The sequence below is a fragment of the Betaproteobacteria bacterium genome (assembly GCA_016713305.1).
GTDB lineage: Bacteria > Pseudomonadota > Gammaproteobacteria > Burkholderiales.
In genome coordinates, this window is the sequence record JADJPK010000031.1 from 323,623 (window position 1) to 340,624 (window position 17,002).

Genomic DNA, 17,002 nt, shown 5'->3' on the forward strand with positions numbered 1-17,002 from the left:
CAACGGAGGGAGGGAGAAACGCTCTCGAAGCGGGAGCCGCATTGTAGCGGTCCCGCTGCTCAGCGGCGCCTGCGTCCCGACGGCGCCTTTCTCCGGTGTCCATTGCCTGTGGCGGCGACCAGTCGCTCCATGACGAATCCGGAAATATCCATGGGGAGGTCGGCTGCCACGGCGAGAAAGGTCTGGGTCACGCCATCCGGATCCCACGGCTCCCGTTCTTCCAGCACGGGGGTGCTCTTCTGCCACCCCATCCGCTCGCCGTCGTCGACACGCTGGTGCGCGAAGCCGGTCTCGGGCTTCCATGTGAGCGCACGTTCCACCGCGCCCTTTCCGTAGCAGAACTGGAAGGACCGGGGCGAGTCGTCTTCCGCCAGCCAGACAATCAGATCGTGTTCCTCGTCGGTGAACCACCGGCGCCGCGGTTCGCCTGCCTCCTGCCGCACCGCCCCCACTTCGTTCAACATGACTGTGGCTCCATCGTTCGTCCCGTCGACCTTCGGTACGTCCGTATGCAACAGGCGGAACACGGTCTATCGTGCTCCCGGCATCGCTCACCCTTGCCCTTTGCAACCCGTCCCTGCGCCCATGACCGCACCGGCATTCCACGTTCCCTATCGACACCCGTATGACTTCCCCGCGTTGCTGGCGTTCCTCGGCCGGCGGGCGATCGACGGTGTGGAACAGGTGTCGGCAAACCGGTACCGCCGGTCGGTGCGTCTGCACACGGACGGTTTGGAGGTGAGCGGGTGCATCGATGTCACCGACGACCCGGAGGCGGGACACCTCGTGGTCGTCACGACGCCCGGCCTCGAACCGGCCGCCGGGGAACTGCGCGGACGCCTGAGCCGCCTGTTCGACGCGGACACGGATCCGGCCCCGATTCTCGCCTGCCTCGGCCCGCTTGCCACGAACCGTCCGGGCCTCCGGCTGCCTGGAGCCTTCGACGGCTTCGAAATGGCGGTGCGTGCGATCCTCGGACAGCAGATCACGGTACGAGCGGCGACGACCCTGGCCGGGCGGCTGGCTCAGACGTTCGGCGATCCGCTGAGCACGGGGGACGGAGTACTTCGCTGCACGTTTCCCGACGCCCGGCGCATGAGCGATCTGGAGCCTTCCGCCATCGCCGAGCAGGGGGTCATTCGCGCAAGAGCGACCGCCATTGTCGAACTCGCCCGCGCCCTGAAGGAGGGTCGCATCCTGCTCGAACCGGTGCCCGACCCGGAAAGGGAGGTGGCCGAACTCCTGCGCATCCCCGGCATAGGCCCGTGGACGGCCCATTACCTCGCCATGCGGGCGCTGCGATGGCACGACGCCTTTCCCGATGGCGACTACGGCGTCAGGAAGGCACTGGGTACGGTGTCCCGGCGAGAACTTCTGGAGCAGGCCGAACGCTGGCGCCCCTTTCGGGCCCGCGCCGTCATGCATCTGTGGCACTGCCACGGTGGCGGCGTGGGCGGAGACACGGAAGATGGCTGAACGGCCTCTGGCGGCGCGATAATCGGCCCGGTTCTCCAGGGCAAATCCGGGACACGAGGCTTCTCCCATGAACGATCTGCTGATTCGCGGTGCGAGGGTGTACGACGGCCTGGGAAATCCCGGGCGCGATGTGGACGTGGCGGTGCGGGATGGCCGCATCGTCCCACCCGGCGAAACTTCCGCGCCCGCCCGGAAGACCGTCGACGCCGGCGGACTTGCACTCATGCCCGGCATCGTCGACATCCACACTCACTACGACGCGCAGATCACCTGGGACCGTACGCTGTCGCCTTCCCCGTCGCTGGGCGTGACCACGGTGATCGCAGGCAACTGCGGGTTCGGCATCGCGCCCTGTCCCGCGCCCCTGCGCCAGACCGTGGTCAAGAACCTGTCCGTGGTGGAGGGCATGGACCTCGACGCACTCCTCACCGGCACACGCTGGGAGTTCGAGACCTTTCCCGAATACCTCGACCAACTTCGCCGCATCGGGCCGTACGCCAATGTGGGAATGCTCGTGGGGCACTCCACGCTCCGCACGGCTGTGATGGGGGAAGAGGCCTCCACGCGGCGCGAACCCACGGCCGCGGAAATGAACCAGATGCGAAGTCTCGTGCGCGAAGCGCTCGCGAACGGAGCCGCGGGTTTCGCGTCGTCCTTCTCTCCCAATCACGCCGGCTACGGCGGGCTGCCGATGCCGTCCACCATCGCCGGGGATGATGAACTGCGCATGCTTACCGACGAACTGCGGGCCGCGGGCCGCGGCATCTTCGTCATGGCCACGGGTTCGCGCGGCACGCCGGAGTACATGGAGGAGATCGCGTCCCGGACGCGCCGTCCGGCGTTCATCGTGACCGTGCTCACGATGCACAATGCAGGCGCTCCGGGCGTCGCGCCGGACTGGTATGCGCGCTGTCGCGCCGCCCTCTCGCGCGGCCACGAGGTCTATGTCCAGACCAGTTGCCAGCCGCTTTCCTTCGACTTCACGCTTCGCGACCCGTACCTGCTCTATTCCCACCCGGCCTTCGACCGCGTCAAGGCAGCGAGCGCGGAGGAACTGCCCGCGATCTATGCCGATCACGCGTTCCGGCGACGGTTCCGCGACAACCTCGCGCATCCGGGTCAGGGAATCCTCTTCTACGGGGACTGGAGCAAGGTGGAATTCGCCGACGGCACCACGGTCGCCGAGCGCGCGGGACGCGGGGCAGGATCCGCTCGACCTGTTCTTTGACACCGCCCTGGCAGACCAGCTGAATACCCAGTACATCGCGAAGCTGTTCCAGAACGACGATGCCGCCGTGACCCCTCTGCTGCAGGATGAAGCCGGCGTGCTCGCCTTCTCGGACGCGGGCGCTCACCTCATCTATTTCTGCGACGCCGGGTTCGGATTGCATTTCCTCGCGCACTGGGTCCGCGAGACCGGCACCTTCCCGCTTGCCGAGGCGATCCGGCGCCTCACCAGCGATCCGGCGCGGAAATTCCGCATTCCCGGTCGCGGAACGATCGCGCCCGGCGCCTGGGCGGATCTGCTTCTTTTCGATCCCGCCACCGTCGGGATCTCCAAGCCGCTGCGCCAGCGGGACCTTCCGGGCGGAGGCGAACGTGTGATCCGCACACCCAAGGGTGTGCATGGGGTGTGGGTGAACGGCGTGCAAGTGTTCGACGGTGAGTCGTATTGCGCGCTCGAGCGCGGCCCGGGCCATGTGCTCGATCGATTCGACGTCTGAAAGGGATCACCCGTATGCGCGCGGTCGGCTTGCGACGACAGGCGATGGCGCTGCAGAATTCGCGAACCCAGGGCCGCGGGCGCTTGCCGCGAGCACGCGCCGGTATTCCACTCACTGAGTCGAGTTTCCCGTGTCCAGCCATTCCCGATTCGCAGGCCTGTTGTTCTCATGGCTGCTGCTTTGCAGCACGGCAAGCGCGTTCGCCGCTCAACCGGTCTATCACCAGACGATAAAGAACGGATCGCGAGCGCTCCCGGGAAAGATTCTTGTGGTGACTCCGGATGTCCACATCTACGAAGTCACGGCCGGCGGAGTGGTGGAAAAGCTGGCTCAGCGCAGCAACGATGCAGTGAAGCGCTTCCAGACATCGCTGCGCAAGTTCGCCGACGAGCACACGGTCCCCATCGAAGTGGTGCCCCTGCCGGAAACATCCGAGGACGAAAAGGAGCAGGTCGCCGAATTCGTGGCTCAGTACTCCGTCGTCTCATCGGCCGCCCTGGCGGCGATGACCGGCGGTGCGGCGTGGAAGGACAAGGTCGACCATTTCGACTATTCGGTCGGCTTCGGACTCGGCTTCCTGAAGGCCCGCTCCGGCGCTGATGCCGTGCTGGTCTGCTCGGGTTCGGCCAGGACGGCGTCCACCGGACGCATGACCATGAGCCTGCTGACCTCCGTCCTGATCGCCGTCGCTTCCGGTGGTGCCTACGCTCCGATGAGAAACGACGATTTGGCGGAAGTCTCCATGGGCCTGGTCGATCTCGACACCGGGGATATCCTCTGGACGCGGAGCGACGCGACCGGCCCGAAGGTCCTCGAGGACGACTCGGCGAACTACGCGTTCGTGAAGTCGGCGGTGGAAGCATATTTCGCGGACAGCAAGCGCTGAAGGCGATCGTGCGCAAGGCGCTGCTGCTTCCGGCTGCCCTGATTCACGTGGCGGTGGCCTACGGTGCTTCTGACGTGACGCCGTTCACGGCCGTCGAGCAGCTCGCGCATCTGGAAGAACCGGAGCAGCGGGTCTGGGCGGAATCGGCGGACGTGGACAAGGCGTTGTCCCGGAGCGGCCGCCTGATGAACGATGCGGCGGTGGACGAGTACCTGCAGGCGCTGGTCAACCGCCTGTTTCCAGATGTCGCCAGGGCCGTCCGTGTCCGCGCGATCCGCGACCCCGAGATGAACGCGTTCTGCATGCCCAACGGCAGCGTCTACATGAACCTGGGGATGCTCTCGCGCCTGCGCAACGAGGGGCAGTTGGCGACCATCCTGGCGCACGAAGGGTCCCACTTCACTCATCGGCATGGATTCCAGCAACGTACCCGCGCGATCACGACCGCCGCGATCATGCAGGTCACGGCGTTCGCGGGGCTCGGGGGCGCCGTTCTAGGCAATCTCATCGGACTTTCATCGATCCAGGGCTTCTCCCGGGACCATGAACGTGAAGCGGACCGCGCCGGCTTCCGCCGGCTCGTCGATGCCGGATTCGACTATCGCGAAAGTCCCCGCGTCTTCGAGATGCTGGCGGCCGAGTCGCAGGCATTGGCCATGAAGGAGCCGTATTTCTTCGCATCCCATCCGGCGCTGAAGGACCGCATCGCCAGCTTTCAGGACCTGATAGGCAATACTGTCACCGCCATGCCCGGTTCGGACGAGGCCCGCTTCCGCAGCATCGTCACTCGCGTCCACCGTAGCTGGTACGAACTGGAGATCGCAAAAGGCAGGGGCGACCGACTCATTCACGTGCTGACGCAGCCAGGCGCTGGTGAGTTCTACGGCGCGGAGTCGTCGTACTATCTCGGCGAGGCGTACCGCGTGCAGGGCAACAAGGCAGACGAACCGAAGATGCTGGAGGCGTACAGAATGGCGATGTCGACCGCGCCCCGTTTCGCCCCTTCCTTTCTGGCGCTTGGCGTCCACTACTACAAGCAGAAGGATTGCCGCCAGGCATCTCCTCTGCTTTCGACCTATCTCGAACTCGAACCGGCGGGCGCCATGAGTGCCCATGCCCGACGCTTTCTGGACAAGTGCAAATGAACCGGTCGCGCCACACCCTGTTTCGTGTCCTGTCCTCGATGTGCATGCTCGCGCTGCTGGCGGCGTGCGACTCCGTCGCCTGGAAGCGCGTGGAAAGTCCGTCGTTGAAATCCAGGGACAAGAGCTTCGAGGTGCAGGTCCCGTCCGGCTGGATGCATCTGGACGGTGCCACCGACGGCGTGCTCGTGTCCCGCGATGGTCTTGCGATGCAGTTCGTACGTGTCCAGCGTCCGGCCCACGACAAGGCCTTTGCCGACATCAAGAAGACCAGCAGCGCCGACATGCTGCCCAACGAACTGGGCGAACTGATCGTCGCTTCCCCGCCACGCCTGGCCGGGCATGACGTCGCTGACGGTGAAGCAGAACGAACCGGCCACCTTTTCCGGCATGGACGGCGTTCAGGTGCGCATGTCCTACCGCAACGAGCGGGGTGCATCGTTCGATCAGCTCGTGTTCGCCGCCGCCGAGGAGAAGACAGTCCTTCTGTTCGAGTATCAGGCGCTCTCCCGCGTGTACTTCGATCGCGATCTGCCGGTGTTCCAATCCATCATGGGGTCCTTCAAGGATCTGAGCGCGGGGCGCACGACACCCAAGTAGCGTGCGCGGGCGGGTTCTCACCCGCCCCCGTTTCGGCGAGAATCACCGTTTGCCGACTGGCCGCCGTCGAATGATCATCACCTCGCTGCTCGATACCGATCTCTACAAGTTCTCCATGATGCAGGTCGTCCTGCATCAGTTCCCGGGGGCGCAGGTCGAGTACCGCTTCAAGTGCCGTTCGCGGGGTGTGGATCTGTCGCCCTACATCCACGAGATTCGAGACGAGATCCGGCACCTCTGTTCGCTGCGTTTCACCCCCGGAGAGCTGTCGTATCTGCGCGGCCTGCGATTCCTGAAGAGCGACTACGTCGATCTCTTGCGGCTCTTCCAGCTCGACGAGGGTTTCATCGACGTCCGCCCGGCTCCCGATGTGGAATGCGGTGTCGACATCACCATCCGGGGACCCTGGCTGCACACGATCCTGTTCGAGGTCCCGGTGCTGGCCATCGTGAGCGAGGTGTGGTTCCGCAACACGCGCCCGGGCAAGGACACTTCCGAAGGTGTGCGGCGCCTGGAGGAGAAGATGGCGCTGGTGCGCGATCATCCCGACCGCGACTTCAAGATCTCCGATTTCGGAACGCGCCGCCGATTCTCGCGACAGTGGCAGGGCACGGTTCTCGAAACGCTCAGGAACGGTCTGGGGGATCGCATCACCGGCACCAGCAATCTCCACTTCGCCATGCGGATCGGCATGATTCCCCTGGGAACGATGGCGCACGAGTATCTGCAGGCTTGCCAGGCCGTCGGTCCGCGCCTGCGCGACTCGCAACGATTCGCCTTCGACAAGTGGGCGGAAGAGTACCGGGGAGACCTCGGAATCGCGCTCACCGACGTCTGCGGCATGGACGCCTTCCTGCGCGATTTCGACCTCTTCTTCTGCAAGCTCTTCGACGGCGTGCGCCACGATTCGGGCGATCCTTTCGAGTGGGGCGAGAAGATGCTTGCCCACTACCAGCGCATGCGCGTCGACGCGAGAGGCAAGACGTTCGTCTTCAGCGACAGCCTCAATGTGCCGCTTTGCATCAAGCTCTACGACCGGTTCAAGGGACGCTGCAAGCCCGGCTTCGGCCTGGGGACCAATCTCACCAACGACCTCGGCGTCGAGCCGCTGCAGATCGTGATCAAGATGACCCGCTGCAACGGCCAGCCGGTGGCGAAGATCAGCGACACCCCCGAGAAAGCGATGGATTACGACCCGTCCTACGTCGCCTACCTGCGCCAGGTGTTCAATGTCCCGGCCCCGACCTCCGATTCGGACGACTGACTCGGGAAAGGCCCGACCGATGCGCGAGGACCTCCACCTCGGCCGCCCGAAGAACCGCCGTCGCGACGGCGTGATCCGGTGAGACCGTCGCCGGCGCATTCTCTTCGACGGCGAATCCTCGGTGCGCTCTGCACCTTTCTCCTCATGCCGCTGGCCGCGTACGCGCGCGTGGTGGATGGCCACGTGCTGAGGGTTTCGGACGGCGACACATTGAGTGCCGTGATCGGCGGCCGGCAGACGACCCTCCGGCTCCTCTACATCGACGCGCCCGAACGCGACCAGAGATTCGGCCCCGAATCCGCGCGAAGCCTCGAGCAGCTCGTGCGCCTGGAGCATCTCCGGTTCGACCTGCGCGGACGGGACAAGTACCGGCGCACGCTCGCCCTGATTGTTCGCGTCTCGGATGGTGCAGTGATCAACCTTCAGCAGGTCGAACGCGGCATGGCGTGGAGCATTGCACGGGGCGAGACCGAGATCGCCTACGAGCGCGCCCAGTTACGGGCCCGCCTTGCGCACAAGGGGCTGTGGGAAGATCCGCGCCCTGTCGCACCAGGCGTTTGGCGCAGGAGCAAACGAGCGAACCGGTGAGCTGCGGCGACCCCCGCAGGCCTCGAGAAAGACCGGGGAAGCAGGAAGAGTCCCATCGATGGTCACAACCACCGCCAGTGATCAGAGGCCCCTTACACCGGCATCCTGCAGGCCGACGCCAGCCATTCCTCCTGCGGCGAACCCGGGTCGGGGCTCGCGTAATCCCAGGCTCCCGGCGGCACGCCGAAGCTCTTCACCACACGGCTGCTTGTATCGAACACGGCGACGGCAGCAACGGCGAGTTCCTTGCTCTCGCACTTGGCCAGATAGCGGACCACCCTCAACGGTGCCTCGTTCTCCGGACGTTCCTCCGGATTCTTCCAGGCGACTCTCACTTCGAACCGGAGCAGTTCTCCGAAGCGCGTCACGCTGTCGCGCTGCAGGCGGGTGACGTGCTTCCCTCCGATCTTCGAGGCGGCCTCGATCGTGTCGTAATACTGGGGGTCCGCGATGCTCTGGCCGGACACAAGTGTCATGGCGAGAGCGAGCGACGAGACGCAGCGGTTCATGGGTGTCTCCATGGATCGATGGATCGTGATCCGGACGCCGCCACCCCGCGCTACGCCCGGACTACCGGCTGGGACATCGGCCGGAGGCAGCAGTTCATGGAGCCGCAGCAGCGAGACCGGGAAGCCAGAGCGCAACCTCGGGATACAGGACCACCAGCGCAAGGACGAGCACTTGCAGGCCGATGAAAGGCCAAACGGCAGAGAAGATCTCGTTGAGCGTCACGTCCGGGGGAGCGACTCCCTTGAGATAGAACGCCGCGGGTCCGAAGGGGGGGGACAGATAGGAAACCTGCATGTTGAGGCAGAACAGGACCCCGAACCAGACGGCGCTGTACCCCAGGCCCGTCACGATCGGCACGAAGATGGGCATGGTGAGCAGGCAGATGCCGACCCAGTCCATGATGCAACCGAGGACGGTCAGAATCAGCATCATCACGGCAATGAGACCGAGCGGCGGTAGGGGCAGACCGGTGATGGCCTCCCTGACGAACGCCGGCCCCCCGGCCAGGTTGTAAACGCCGATCATGGCCGTGGCGCCGAACGAAAGCCACAGCAGCATTCCGCAGGTCGTCATGGTCTGGCGGGCTGCATCGCGAACGATCCGCCAGCGGAGCTCCCCTCGCGCAAGTGCGGCCAACGCGGTGCCGACCACGCCCATGGCCGCCGCTTCCGTGACCGACGCGATTCCCAGATAGATCGTTCCCAGCACGAGCAGCACCACGACCCCGGGCAGGAGGAGGTGCACGGCGAGCCGGAGCTTCCCGGCGAACGGCATCGAACGTTCCTCCTTCGGGGCCGGCGGACCGAGTTCGGGTCGCAGCCGGCACCGCAGGAAGATGTAGAGCATATAGACGCCCGACAGGATCAGCCCGGGAAGCAGGTTCGCGGTAAAGAGATCGCCGACCGAGACATTCACCGTAAGCCCGTAGATCACCAGCACGATCGACGGCGGGATCATGGTGCCGAGGGATCCTCCGGCGCAGATGGTGCCGATTGCGAGTTTGCGGTCGTAGCCCAGGCGGAACATCTGAGGCAGGGCGATGAGGCCCAGGAGCACGATCTCGCCCCCGATGATTCCCGTCATGGCGCCCAGGGCGGTGGCGGCCACCATCGTCTGGAGGGCGAGCCCTCCCGGAAGTCCGCCGGACCACACCCGCATCGCTGTGAACAGGTCCGTCGCCACGCCGGAGCGCTCCAGGATCGACGCCATCATGATGAACATCGGCACCGAAACCAGCGCGTACTCGTTCATGAAGGTGAAGATGCGGCTGGCGACGAGTTGCAGGCCATCCAGTCCGAACAGTCCCGCCGTGAAGCCGACACCGATGAGGCCCGTGACGAAGGCCAGCGGCAACCCCGAGCAGGAGCAGGATCATCATCGATCCGAACATCGCGACCGTGATCCATTCGATGCTCACGGACGCCCGGCCCCGCGACGCAGTTGTTCGATGTCGGCCAGCACATGCCCGACCGTCTGCAATGCGAGGGCGAGGGACGCGAGGGCAAACAGGCTCTTGAGGATCACCGGCGAGGGCAGATTGAGCGCCGTGCCCGATGTTTCCATGTCCCGGATGGAGACGCCCGCCTGGTCGGCCGCGGCGTAGGCGAGCAAGGCCAGAAAGACGATGGCGAGCACGGAATTGAAGATGCGGATCGACAACCGCCAGCGTTCCGGAAATCGCTCCAGGAGCACCGTGATCGCGATGTGGGCACGGCCGGCGTGCGCAGCCGGCCCTCCCAGAACGAAGGCGCTCGCTGCCAGCAGGACGGTGATCTCGTGCACCCACACGGTCGGAGCTCCGAACGCATAGCGCATGATCACCTCGTACGCCGTGATCGCGACGATGACGACGAACAGCAGACTGCCTGCGCGCCCGGCAGCTTCGGCCACGCGGTCGAGTGGTCCTTTCGTCGGCATGAGATCCTCGTCGCGTCCGCCGTGGAGGCTCTACTGGATCTGGCCCGTCAGACGAAGGAACTGAAGCTGGGATTCGTGGATGCGCCGGGCGAGATCGCTGCGGCTCGCATACTGTCCCCAGACCTTGCGCGCGATCTCCCGGAACTTCCTCCGCTCGTCCGGCGGCAGATCGAACGGTTCGAAGCCCAGCGCCTTCGCATCCCGCGCGACCTTGAGATCATCCACGGCATGGCGCTGGATCATCTCCCTGGCCATCTCGTGGCCTGCTGCGTCCACGATCGCTTTCAGATCGTCCGGCAAGGCGTTCCACTTCTTGAGATTCACCGCCAGGTCGTTCATCGGCATCGAGTGGAAGCCGGGAAACGACGGATGACGCGCGAGCTTGTGGTAGCCGAGATCCTGGTTCATGGAAAGCGTTCCCCAGTCGGAGGCATCCACGACACCCCGCTCGAGCGCGGTGTAGACCTCGCTGCCGGGCAGGTTGACCGGCGAGGCACCGAGCGCCTTCCAGATGTCCTGTCCCATGCCCACGGGCGCACGGACCTTCATGCCCTTGAAGTCGGCCAGCGTGCGGACCGGCTTCTTGGACAGAACCGACTCGACACCGTACCAGACACCCGTCACGAAATAGGCGTTGTACTTCCGGTAGAGCTCTCGGGCCAGTTCCCTGCCCCCGCCCTGCTCCATCCAGGCCTGCGCCTGGTACGGGGTGTCCCACGCGCCCTGCAGGTCGCCGAGCACGGAGAACGCCGCATCCTTCGTGGTGAAGTACGCGGTGCCACCTTGCTGCGCATCGATCACTCCCGCCTGCAGGGCATCCAGACTCTCCGTGGGCGCCACCACCGATCCCGCCGGCAACACCTCGATCAGGAGTCTGCCTCCGCTCAGGATCCTCACCCTCTCGCCGAACGCCTCCACCACCTTCTGCGGCACCGTTCCCGCAGCCCACGAAGAAAGCAGCTTCCACTTGATCGGTGTCTGGGCGTGCCCGAACGCGGACCATGCAAGAAGCGTCAGCGCCAGAAAGAGACGTACCGGGAAATTGATCACGATCTTCGCCGTTCAGGACTGCGGACGATTGCCCGTACCGCGGTAGAGGATGGTGATGGCGTCCTCGGTGATGCGCTTGTGCACGGCGCGCTCGTTCTCCCCCATGTCGACCTGCGGTCTCGGTTCGGGATCGAAATTGCCGAACCGGTCGACACCCCGGACGAGCATCGCCGAGTCCCTGTGTCCGGACATCTGCTTCACGTACGTCGGCACGTAACGGATCGCGAAGCCGATGCGCCGCCGGGTGGAGCGGTTGGGCTCCGACCCGTGCACGAGCCGCACGTGGTGCAGCGACATCTCGCCAGGCTGAAGAACGACGTCGACGGCATGCGCCGGATCGACATCGACCTGAACTTCCTGGCCGCGCGTCAGCAGATTGTTGGCGGCGAAGGTATCGGCATGCGGCAGCTGGTCCAGGGTGTGAGTCCCCGGCATGACTCGCATGCAGCCGTTTTCCGGCATGGAATCGGAGAAGGCGACCCAGGCGGTCACGACGTCGGGTTCCGAGAGGCCCCAGTAGGTGGAATCCTGGTGCCAGGAGACGAAGGCGGGATCGGACGCTTCCTTGGTGAAGAAACTCGCGCTCCACACGAACAGATCCGGCCCCAGGACATCTTCCACCGCATCGAGTATCCGCGGATGCCGCACGATCTCGTCGGCCCACGTGAAAAGAAGGTGCGGCTTGTTGCGCATCTGCCCGGAGAGGGGGCCACCGGTGCGGCGTTCGATCTCCTCCAGTCGGGCTCGGTAGCCGGCAATCTGAGCCTCGTCGAATACACGAACGGGAAAGTGATAGCCGAGTTCGTCGAACAACCGGGTCTCGCCTTCGTTCAGTACGTTGTGGGATACGGCATTGCGGGCATGCCACACGTTCGGTGTCCGGCCTTGCACTTGCATCTGACTCTCCCTGGTATCGCGATGAACCGCATCTGCCGCCTCGCCGCTCGGTTGCCGCGCGAGACCGACTCCATGAATCGGCGGGTCCTCGTTCGACTTGACCGTGGCGGGTCCCGCTTCTCCTGCCGGACTTCACGAAGGACCGGACGGCACGCTGCCATCGACGACCAGCAGTGCTCCCCTTCCCCACGCGTCTGACACATCATCCGCGGCGGAGGACGAACGCCCCGTCCGTGGCCGGTAGTTCACATCAGAGCATCCGTCCATCCCGTTCGACGCGGACGGATGCTCTGGGTCGCGGTCTACCGGTCACCCGCGCCCTGGCATTTCGCGAGAGTGCGGTCTCCGGCCCGCGAGCGGCCGGGGCTCTCGACCGTCGGGGGCGGGCAACGAAAAAGTCGGGCCCGCGTCCTGCAATGCGTCAGGCAACGGTGGCGGTGACGCTGAAGTACCGGCTCTTGGCAGCCGACTGGTTCTCGTAGATCGAGCCCTGATTGAGAGCGGGTGGCAACGGCATGCGCACGGGCACCGGCTCGAGCCGCGGTTCGATCGTGGGTTCGCCGCAGATCATGCGGCTGTCGAATTCATCAAGATTGGTGAAATTCACCAGGGCCACGCGTCTGCGGCGGCGCACTCGTACAGGAGCAGGGGTCTCTCCCGAGTCGACGTGTTCTCCGCCGATCCGTGCACGAGACGCACGTGGTGGAAGGACACTGCACCGGCCTTGCCCACGCATGGAACGGCCTTCGACAGGTCGAGCCCGCTTCCGGACACGTCCATCGCTCCGCAGAAGCGGCCGTCGGCGTGATGGTCGTACGTCGGTCCCGTGTGAGTGTCCGGCAGCGCGAACATGGCGCCGTTCTCGAGCGTCGTGTCCTCCAGCATCACGCCGACGGCGAGAATGTCGTCGTTCGTGTGGGGATAGAACGCCCAGTCCTGATGCCACTCCACCGGAGAACCGTAGCCTGCCGCCTTGATGTTGAGCTTCGATCCGTGCAGCCGGACATGGGGCCCCAGGAGCTTTTGCAGGATGCCCAGGAGGGAGGGCATGCGGAGGATGTCCAGGAACACCGGATTCAGGAGATGAGGCTTCTTGATGCGGCGAACGCGCGGGCGGTCAGGCCGGTGAGTCGGCTCCAGGTCGTAGACGTCCGTGTGCGTTGCGAGACCCCGGGCGCCTTCCACCAATTCCGCAACCACGGATTTGGTGCGGGACAGCATGGCAGCATCGAGCACACCTTCCACCACGACGAAGCCATGCTTCCGGTAGAAGTCCACCTGCGAATCGCTGATCATCCAACCCTCCTTCTTGCACCGCAGCACACCGATCTCGCGCGCGAGTCCGGCGGCGCGCCCTGTGCAATGTGCACCGTCGTGAAGTGTGATGTCAACGCGCACGCTGCGGAGGGTCCGACCCATGTCCAGAGCCGGTATCGACACCCGTCCTCGGCGTCGCGCACCGCCTCGTCGCGGCGCATTTCCGCCAGCAGCGCCATCCCCGTGCATCATTCCGATGTTCCTCGGGGCGTTGCCCTTGCAACCGCCAATGTTCCGTGTAATTCTCTTCTCGGGGGTAAGAACAATGGTCCCCTCTTCCGATTCAATTCATGTCACACAATTCTCTGGAGGAGAGAGCATGAAACGTTCGGTCATTGCCGCAGCGGTTGGCGGCGCGCTGCTTGCCTATGGCATCGGCGCAAGTGCGCATCAGGCCCTTGAAGGTCCCATCGACGATTCCGCGTTGTCCTGGGGTCCGAGCAAGTGGGGCAAGGACGATCGCGCCGGTTCGTCCAACCACACCAAGAACTCCGCAAACATCCGCAAGGCGCTGTCCACCATCAAGCAGTACAAGGCGCTGACGGTCGGCAAGTACTATCACAGGGAAGCTCCCGCCTTCGGTCCCCGCAGCTGGAGCATGTACATCCCTGGCACGCCTACCGGCGGCCCGTTCGGCAAGAACGCCCTGGTGTATCACGACGAACTCGTGATCACGCAGATCGGCCAGATCCAGACCCAGTTCGACGGTCCCGGCCACATCGGCGTGAACACCTCCAAGGGCCCGATGTTCTACAACGGCGTCATTTCGTGGGATGCCTATGAGCGTGGCGCAGGCGGCCAGGTGCAAGGCATGGGTCCGCTGGGCGTGGAACACGTGGGCGAGAACGGCTTCGTCTGCCGCCTTGTGGTGCTCGACGCCGTCGCGCTGCGCAAGGCCGAAGGCAAGATTTCCGCTTCCGCGGAAATGCTGCCGATACCGAAGAAGCCCGGCGATGTCGGCATCGTTACGGCTGACGACGTCAAGGCGATGGTGAAGGCTGCCGGCCTCGGCGAGATCGGCGCAGGCGACTGCGTTGCGCTGCACACCGGCCAGGGCAACACGTGGAGCAACGACCGTTACAAGTCGATGAACTCCGAGCAGCGTGCCGCCGCCCGCGCAATCTTCGCGCAAGGCGAACCCGGCTTCGGTATCAGCGCGTGCAAGTACTTCGCCGATCGTGACATCGCCCTTACCATGGGCGACACCTCTGCGAACGACGCGCAGCCCGGCAACGAGGAAGACGGCATGGCGGTGCCTTGCCACACGATGCTGCAGCCTGCCCGCGGCATCTGGAACCTCGAGAACGTGGACACCAAGTCCCTGATCGATCACAAGATCAAGGAAGCGGCGTTCATCTTCGCCCCGCTGCGGATCATCGGCGCGACGGGATCTCCCGCCAACCCGGTGGTGCTGTACTGATCCAGGCGTTCAGGCAATACGAAAAGCGGCCCTTCGGGGCCGTTTTTCTTTTCTGGTTGACCGGCGATCCGCCCGAATCCGACGAACGTTGGCGACAGCGGCCCGGCAATGAACAGCAATGCCCCGCACGCCTCGCATTTGCTGCAGTGCTCCGCTACTGCGTGATGCCCAGCACGCCCAGCACGAAGGAATACGTGAAGGCGATCTCCTTGAGATAGTCGTAGCGTCCCGAGGCACCTCCGTGCCCTGCCTCCATGTTGATCCGGAGCAGCAGGGGATTGGAGTCCGTCTTCAGCGTCCGGAGCCTCGCGACATACTTCGCCGGCTCCCAGTACATGACCTGGCTGTCGTTCAGCGAGGTCTCGACGAGCACGGCCGGATACGGACCCGGCTTCAGATTGTCGTAGGGTGAATAACTCTTCATGTACTGATAGGCCTCCGGTTCGTTCGGATTGCCCCACTCCTCGTATTCGCCGGTCGTCAGTGGCAGCGTGTCGTCCAGCATGGTGCTGACCACGTCCAGGAAAGGCACCTGGAACACGACGGCACGGAAGAGATCGGGCCGGAGATTCATCACGGCTCCCATGAGCAACCCCCCGGCGCTTCCGCCTTCGATCACGAGCCGGTCGCTGGCCGTGTCCCCGCGGGCGATCAGGTGCTCTGCGCAGGCCACGAAGTCGGTGAAGGTGTTGCGCTTGTGCATCATCCGGCCTTCGTCGTGCCACCGCTTGCCCATCTCGCCTCCGCCTCTCACGTGGGCCAGCGCAAAGACCACGCCCCGATCCAGCAACGAAAGTCGGACCGAGGAGAACGTGACCATCTCGGGGTAGCCGTACGCGCCGTAGCCCGACAGCAGCATCGGCCGCGGCCCCTTTCCGCTTCGATCCTTGCGGTAAACCATGGAGACGGGAATTTCCGACCCGTCCTCAGCCTTCGCATAGGTGAGTTCCGCGCGGTACCTGGCGGGATCGTACCCTCCCAGGACCTCGAACTGCTTGAGCAGTGTCCGGGCGCGGGTATTCATGTCGTAGTCGAAAACGGAGTCCGGTGTCACGAAGGACTCGTAGGTGAACCGGAAGACATCGGTATCGAACTCGGCATTGGCCGCACCGAACACGCTGTAGGCCGGTTCCGGAAACTCGATGTCGTGTTCGTTTCCGTCGGCCATGCGGACGACGGCAAGCCGTGGAAATCCTCCGCGCCGCTCGTGACGAACGAAGTGCCGCTTGAAGATGTCGATGCCCTCCAGCATGACGTCCTCCCGATGCCCGGTCACTTCTTTCCAATGAGGTTCCGAAGCATCCTCGACCGGACAACGCACGAGACGGAAGTTGCGGCCGCGGTCGTTCGTCACGATGTAGAAACTGTCACCGTGATGATCGGCGTAGTACTCATGTCCCTGCCGCCTTGCGGCGATGCAGCGCAGATTGTGGCGCGGCTCGTCTGCCGGGAGCCAGTGGACTTCCGATGTCGTGGCGCTGTGGACCGTGACGAATATGAACTCGAGACTTCGGCACAGATCCACGCCCACCGAGAAGCGGGCATCGCTTTCTTCGTACAGGAGGACATGCTCGTCGGTCCCCAGGGCATGGCGCCACACGCGGTACGCGCGCTTCGCGTCATCCTCTGTCACGTACAAGAGCACGTTGCTGTCCGCCGACCAGGCGACGGAGCGCGCACGAGCGATCTCGAGCGGCATGACCTCACCGCTGCGGAGATCCTTCACCTTGAGCGTGTACTCGCGAAAACCGCTGAAGTCCGTGGAGAACGCGAGCAGATTGCCGTCCGGGCTCACGTCCAGCACACCCAGGCCCAGATACGCCTGGCCGGTGGCGAGACGGTTCATGTCCAGAACGATCTGCTCCTTGGCCTGCATGGAACCGGGCTTGCGGCAGTAGGTCGGGTACTGCCTGCCCTTCGTCGTTCGTGAGTAGTAGAGCCATCCCCCTTCCCGATAGGGCACGCCCATGTCCGTTTCCTTGATGCGCGAGACCATCTCCCTGTACAGGGAACGCTGGAACGGACTGCTTGGACGCATCATCGCGTCCGTATACCGGTTCTCCGCGCGAAGATGTTCGAGCACTTCCTCGGACTCCTTCTCACGCAACCACCAGTAGTCGTCGATGCGCACGTCGCCGTGATGCTCCAGCCGATGGGGCCGGGCAGGCGCGAGAGGAGGGAGCGGAACGCGGGACGGGGACTTGGCCATGG

13 protein-coding genes and 3 pseudogenes are annotated in these 17,002 nt (G+C 64.6%); 8 read left to right on the plus strand and 8 right to left on the minus strand.

Annotation, left to right across the window (positions count from 1 at the left end; all coding sequences use genetic code 11):
* Positions 1 to 59: 59 nt before the first annotated feature.
* Positions 60 to 464 (minus strand): hypothetical protein, encoded by a 405-nt coding sequence (locus tag IPK20_23035; protein MBK8019261.1) that lies wholly within the window; start codon positions 462 to 464, stop codon positions 60 to 62.
* A 121-nt stretch (positions 465 to 585) separates the two neighbouring features.
* Between IPK20_23035 and IPK20_23040 the strand changes: the two genes are divergently transcribed.
* The 7 genes and pseudogenes from IPK20_23040 to IPK20_23070 all read left to right on the plus strand — a co-directional run bounded on the left by IPK20_23040 (position 586) and on the right by IPK20_23070 (position 7,680).
* A complete protein-coding gene (locus IPK20_23040; GenBank protein MBK8019262.1) occupies positions 586 to 1,476 on the plus strand; it encodes a hypothetical protein in 891 nt (296 codons plus the stop codon).
* A gap of 67 nt (positions 1,477 to 1,543) precedes the next feature.
* A pseudogene (locus IPK20_23045) lies at positions 1,544 to 3,200 on the plus strand (amidohydrolase family protein).
* Between the two features lie 130 nt (positions 3,201 to 3,330).
* The gene (locus IPK20_23050) at positions 3,331 to 4,086 is read left to right on the plus strand and encodes a hypothetical protein (protein MBK8019263.1); all 756 of its coding nucleotides are present in this window, start codon (positions 3,331 to 3,333) and stop codon (positions 4,084 to 4,086) included.
* An 8-nt stretch (positions 4,087 to 4,094) separates the two neighbouring features.
* Positions 4,095 to 5,231 carry a M48 family metallopeptidase gene (locus IPK20_23055; GenBank protein ID MBK8019264.1) on the plus strand — a complete coding sequence of 379 codons (1,137 nt, stop codon included), beginning with the start codon at positions 4,095 to 4,097 and terminating at the stop codon, positions 5,229 to 5,231.
* Between the two features lie 339 nt (positions 5,232 to 5,570).
* Positions 5,571 to 5,828, plus strand: coding sequence for a hypothetical protein (locus IPK20_23060; GenBank protein ID MBK8019265.1), 258 nt, complete (start codon positions 5,571 to 5,573; stop codon positions 5,826 to 5,828).
* 70 nt (positions 5,829 to 5,898) lie between these two features.
* Entirely contained in the window at positions 5,899 to 7,092 is a 1,194-nt protein-coding gene (pncB, locus tag IPK20_23065; protein ID MBK8019266.1) for a nicotinate phosphoribosyltransferase, read from the plus strand.
* Positions 7,093 to 7,236: 144 nt separating this feature from the next.
* Positions 7,237 to 7,680, plus strand: a complete 444-nt coding sequence (locus tag IPK20_23070) for a thermonuclease family protein (GenBank protein ID MBK8019267.1) — start codon at positions 7,237 to 7,239, stop codon at positions 7,678 to 7,680.
* 92 nt (positions 7,681 to 7,772) lie between these two features.
* Here IPK20_23070 and IPK20_23075 read toward each other — a convergent pair whose 3' ends face one another.
* The 6 genes and pseudogenes from IPK20_23075 to IPK20_23100 all read right to left on the minus strand — a co-directional run bounded on the left by IPK20_23075 (position 7,773) and on the right by IPK20_23100 (position 13,350).
* Positions 7,773 to 8,189: a hypothetical protein gene (locus IPK20_23075; protein MBK8019268.1), complete on the minus strand. Its 417-nt coding sequence runs from the start codon at positions 8,187 to 8,189 to the stop codon at positions 7,773 to 7,775.
* A 94-nt stretch (positions 8,190 to 8,283) separates the two neighbouring features.
* Positions 8,284 to 9,580 (minus strand): annotated as a pseudogene (locus IPK20_23080) (TRAP transporter large permease subunit).
* 23 nt (positions 9,581 to 9,603) lie between these two features.
* Complete coding sequence (locus tag IPK20_23085; protein MBK8019269.1) at positions 9,604 to 10,107, minus strand: TRAP transporter small permease; 504 nt, start codon at positions 10,105 to 10,107, stop codon at positions 9,604 to 9,606.
* A 30-nt stretch (positions 10,108 to 10,137) separates the two neighbouring features.
* Entirely contained in the window at positions 10,138 to 11,157 is a 1,020-nt protein-coding gene (locus IPK20_23090; GenBank protein MBK8019270.1) for a TRAP transporter substrate-binding protein, read from the minus strand.
* Between the two features lie 12 nt (positions 11,158 to 11,169).
* On the minus strand, positions 11,170 to 12,054 hold the full coding sequence (locus IPK20_23095) for a phytanoyl-CoA dioxygenase family protein (protein ID MBK8019271.1): 885 nt from the start codon (positions 12,052 to 12,054) through the stop codon (positions 11,170 to 11,172).
* Positions 12,055 to 12,475: 421 nt separating this feature from the next.
* Positions 12,476 to 13,350: pseudogene (locus IPK20_23100) on the minus strand (phytanoyl-CoA dioxygenase family protein).
* Positions 13,351 to 13,690: 340 nt separating this feature from the next.
* Between IPK20_23100 and IPK20_23105 the strand changes: the two are divergent.
* Positions 13,691 to 14,791, plus strand: coding sequence for a cyclase family protein (locus IPK20_23105; GenBank protein ID MBK8019272.1), 1,101 nt, complete (start codon positions 13,691 to 13,693; stop codon positions 14,789 to 14,791).
* Between the two features lie 154 nt (positions 14,792 to 14,945).
* On the opposite strand, the gene IPK20_23110 is transcribed toward IPK20_23105, so the two are convergent.
* The gene (locus tag IPK20_23110; GenBank protein MBK8019273.1) at positions 14,946 to 17,000 is read right to left on the minus strand and encodes a S9 family peptidase; all 2,055 of its coding nucleotides are present in this window, start codon (positions 16,998 to 17,000) and stop codon (positions 14,946 to 14,948) included.
* Positions 17,001 to 17,002 lie beyond the last annotated feature (2 nt).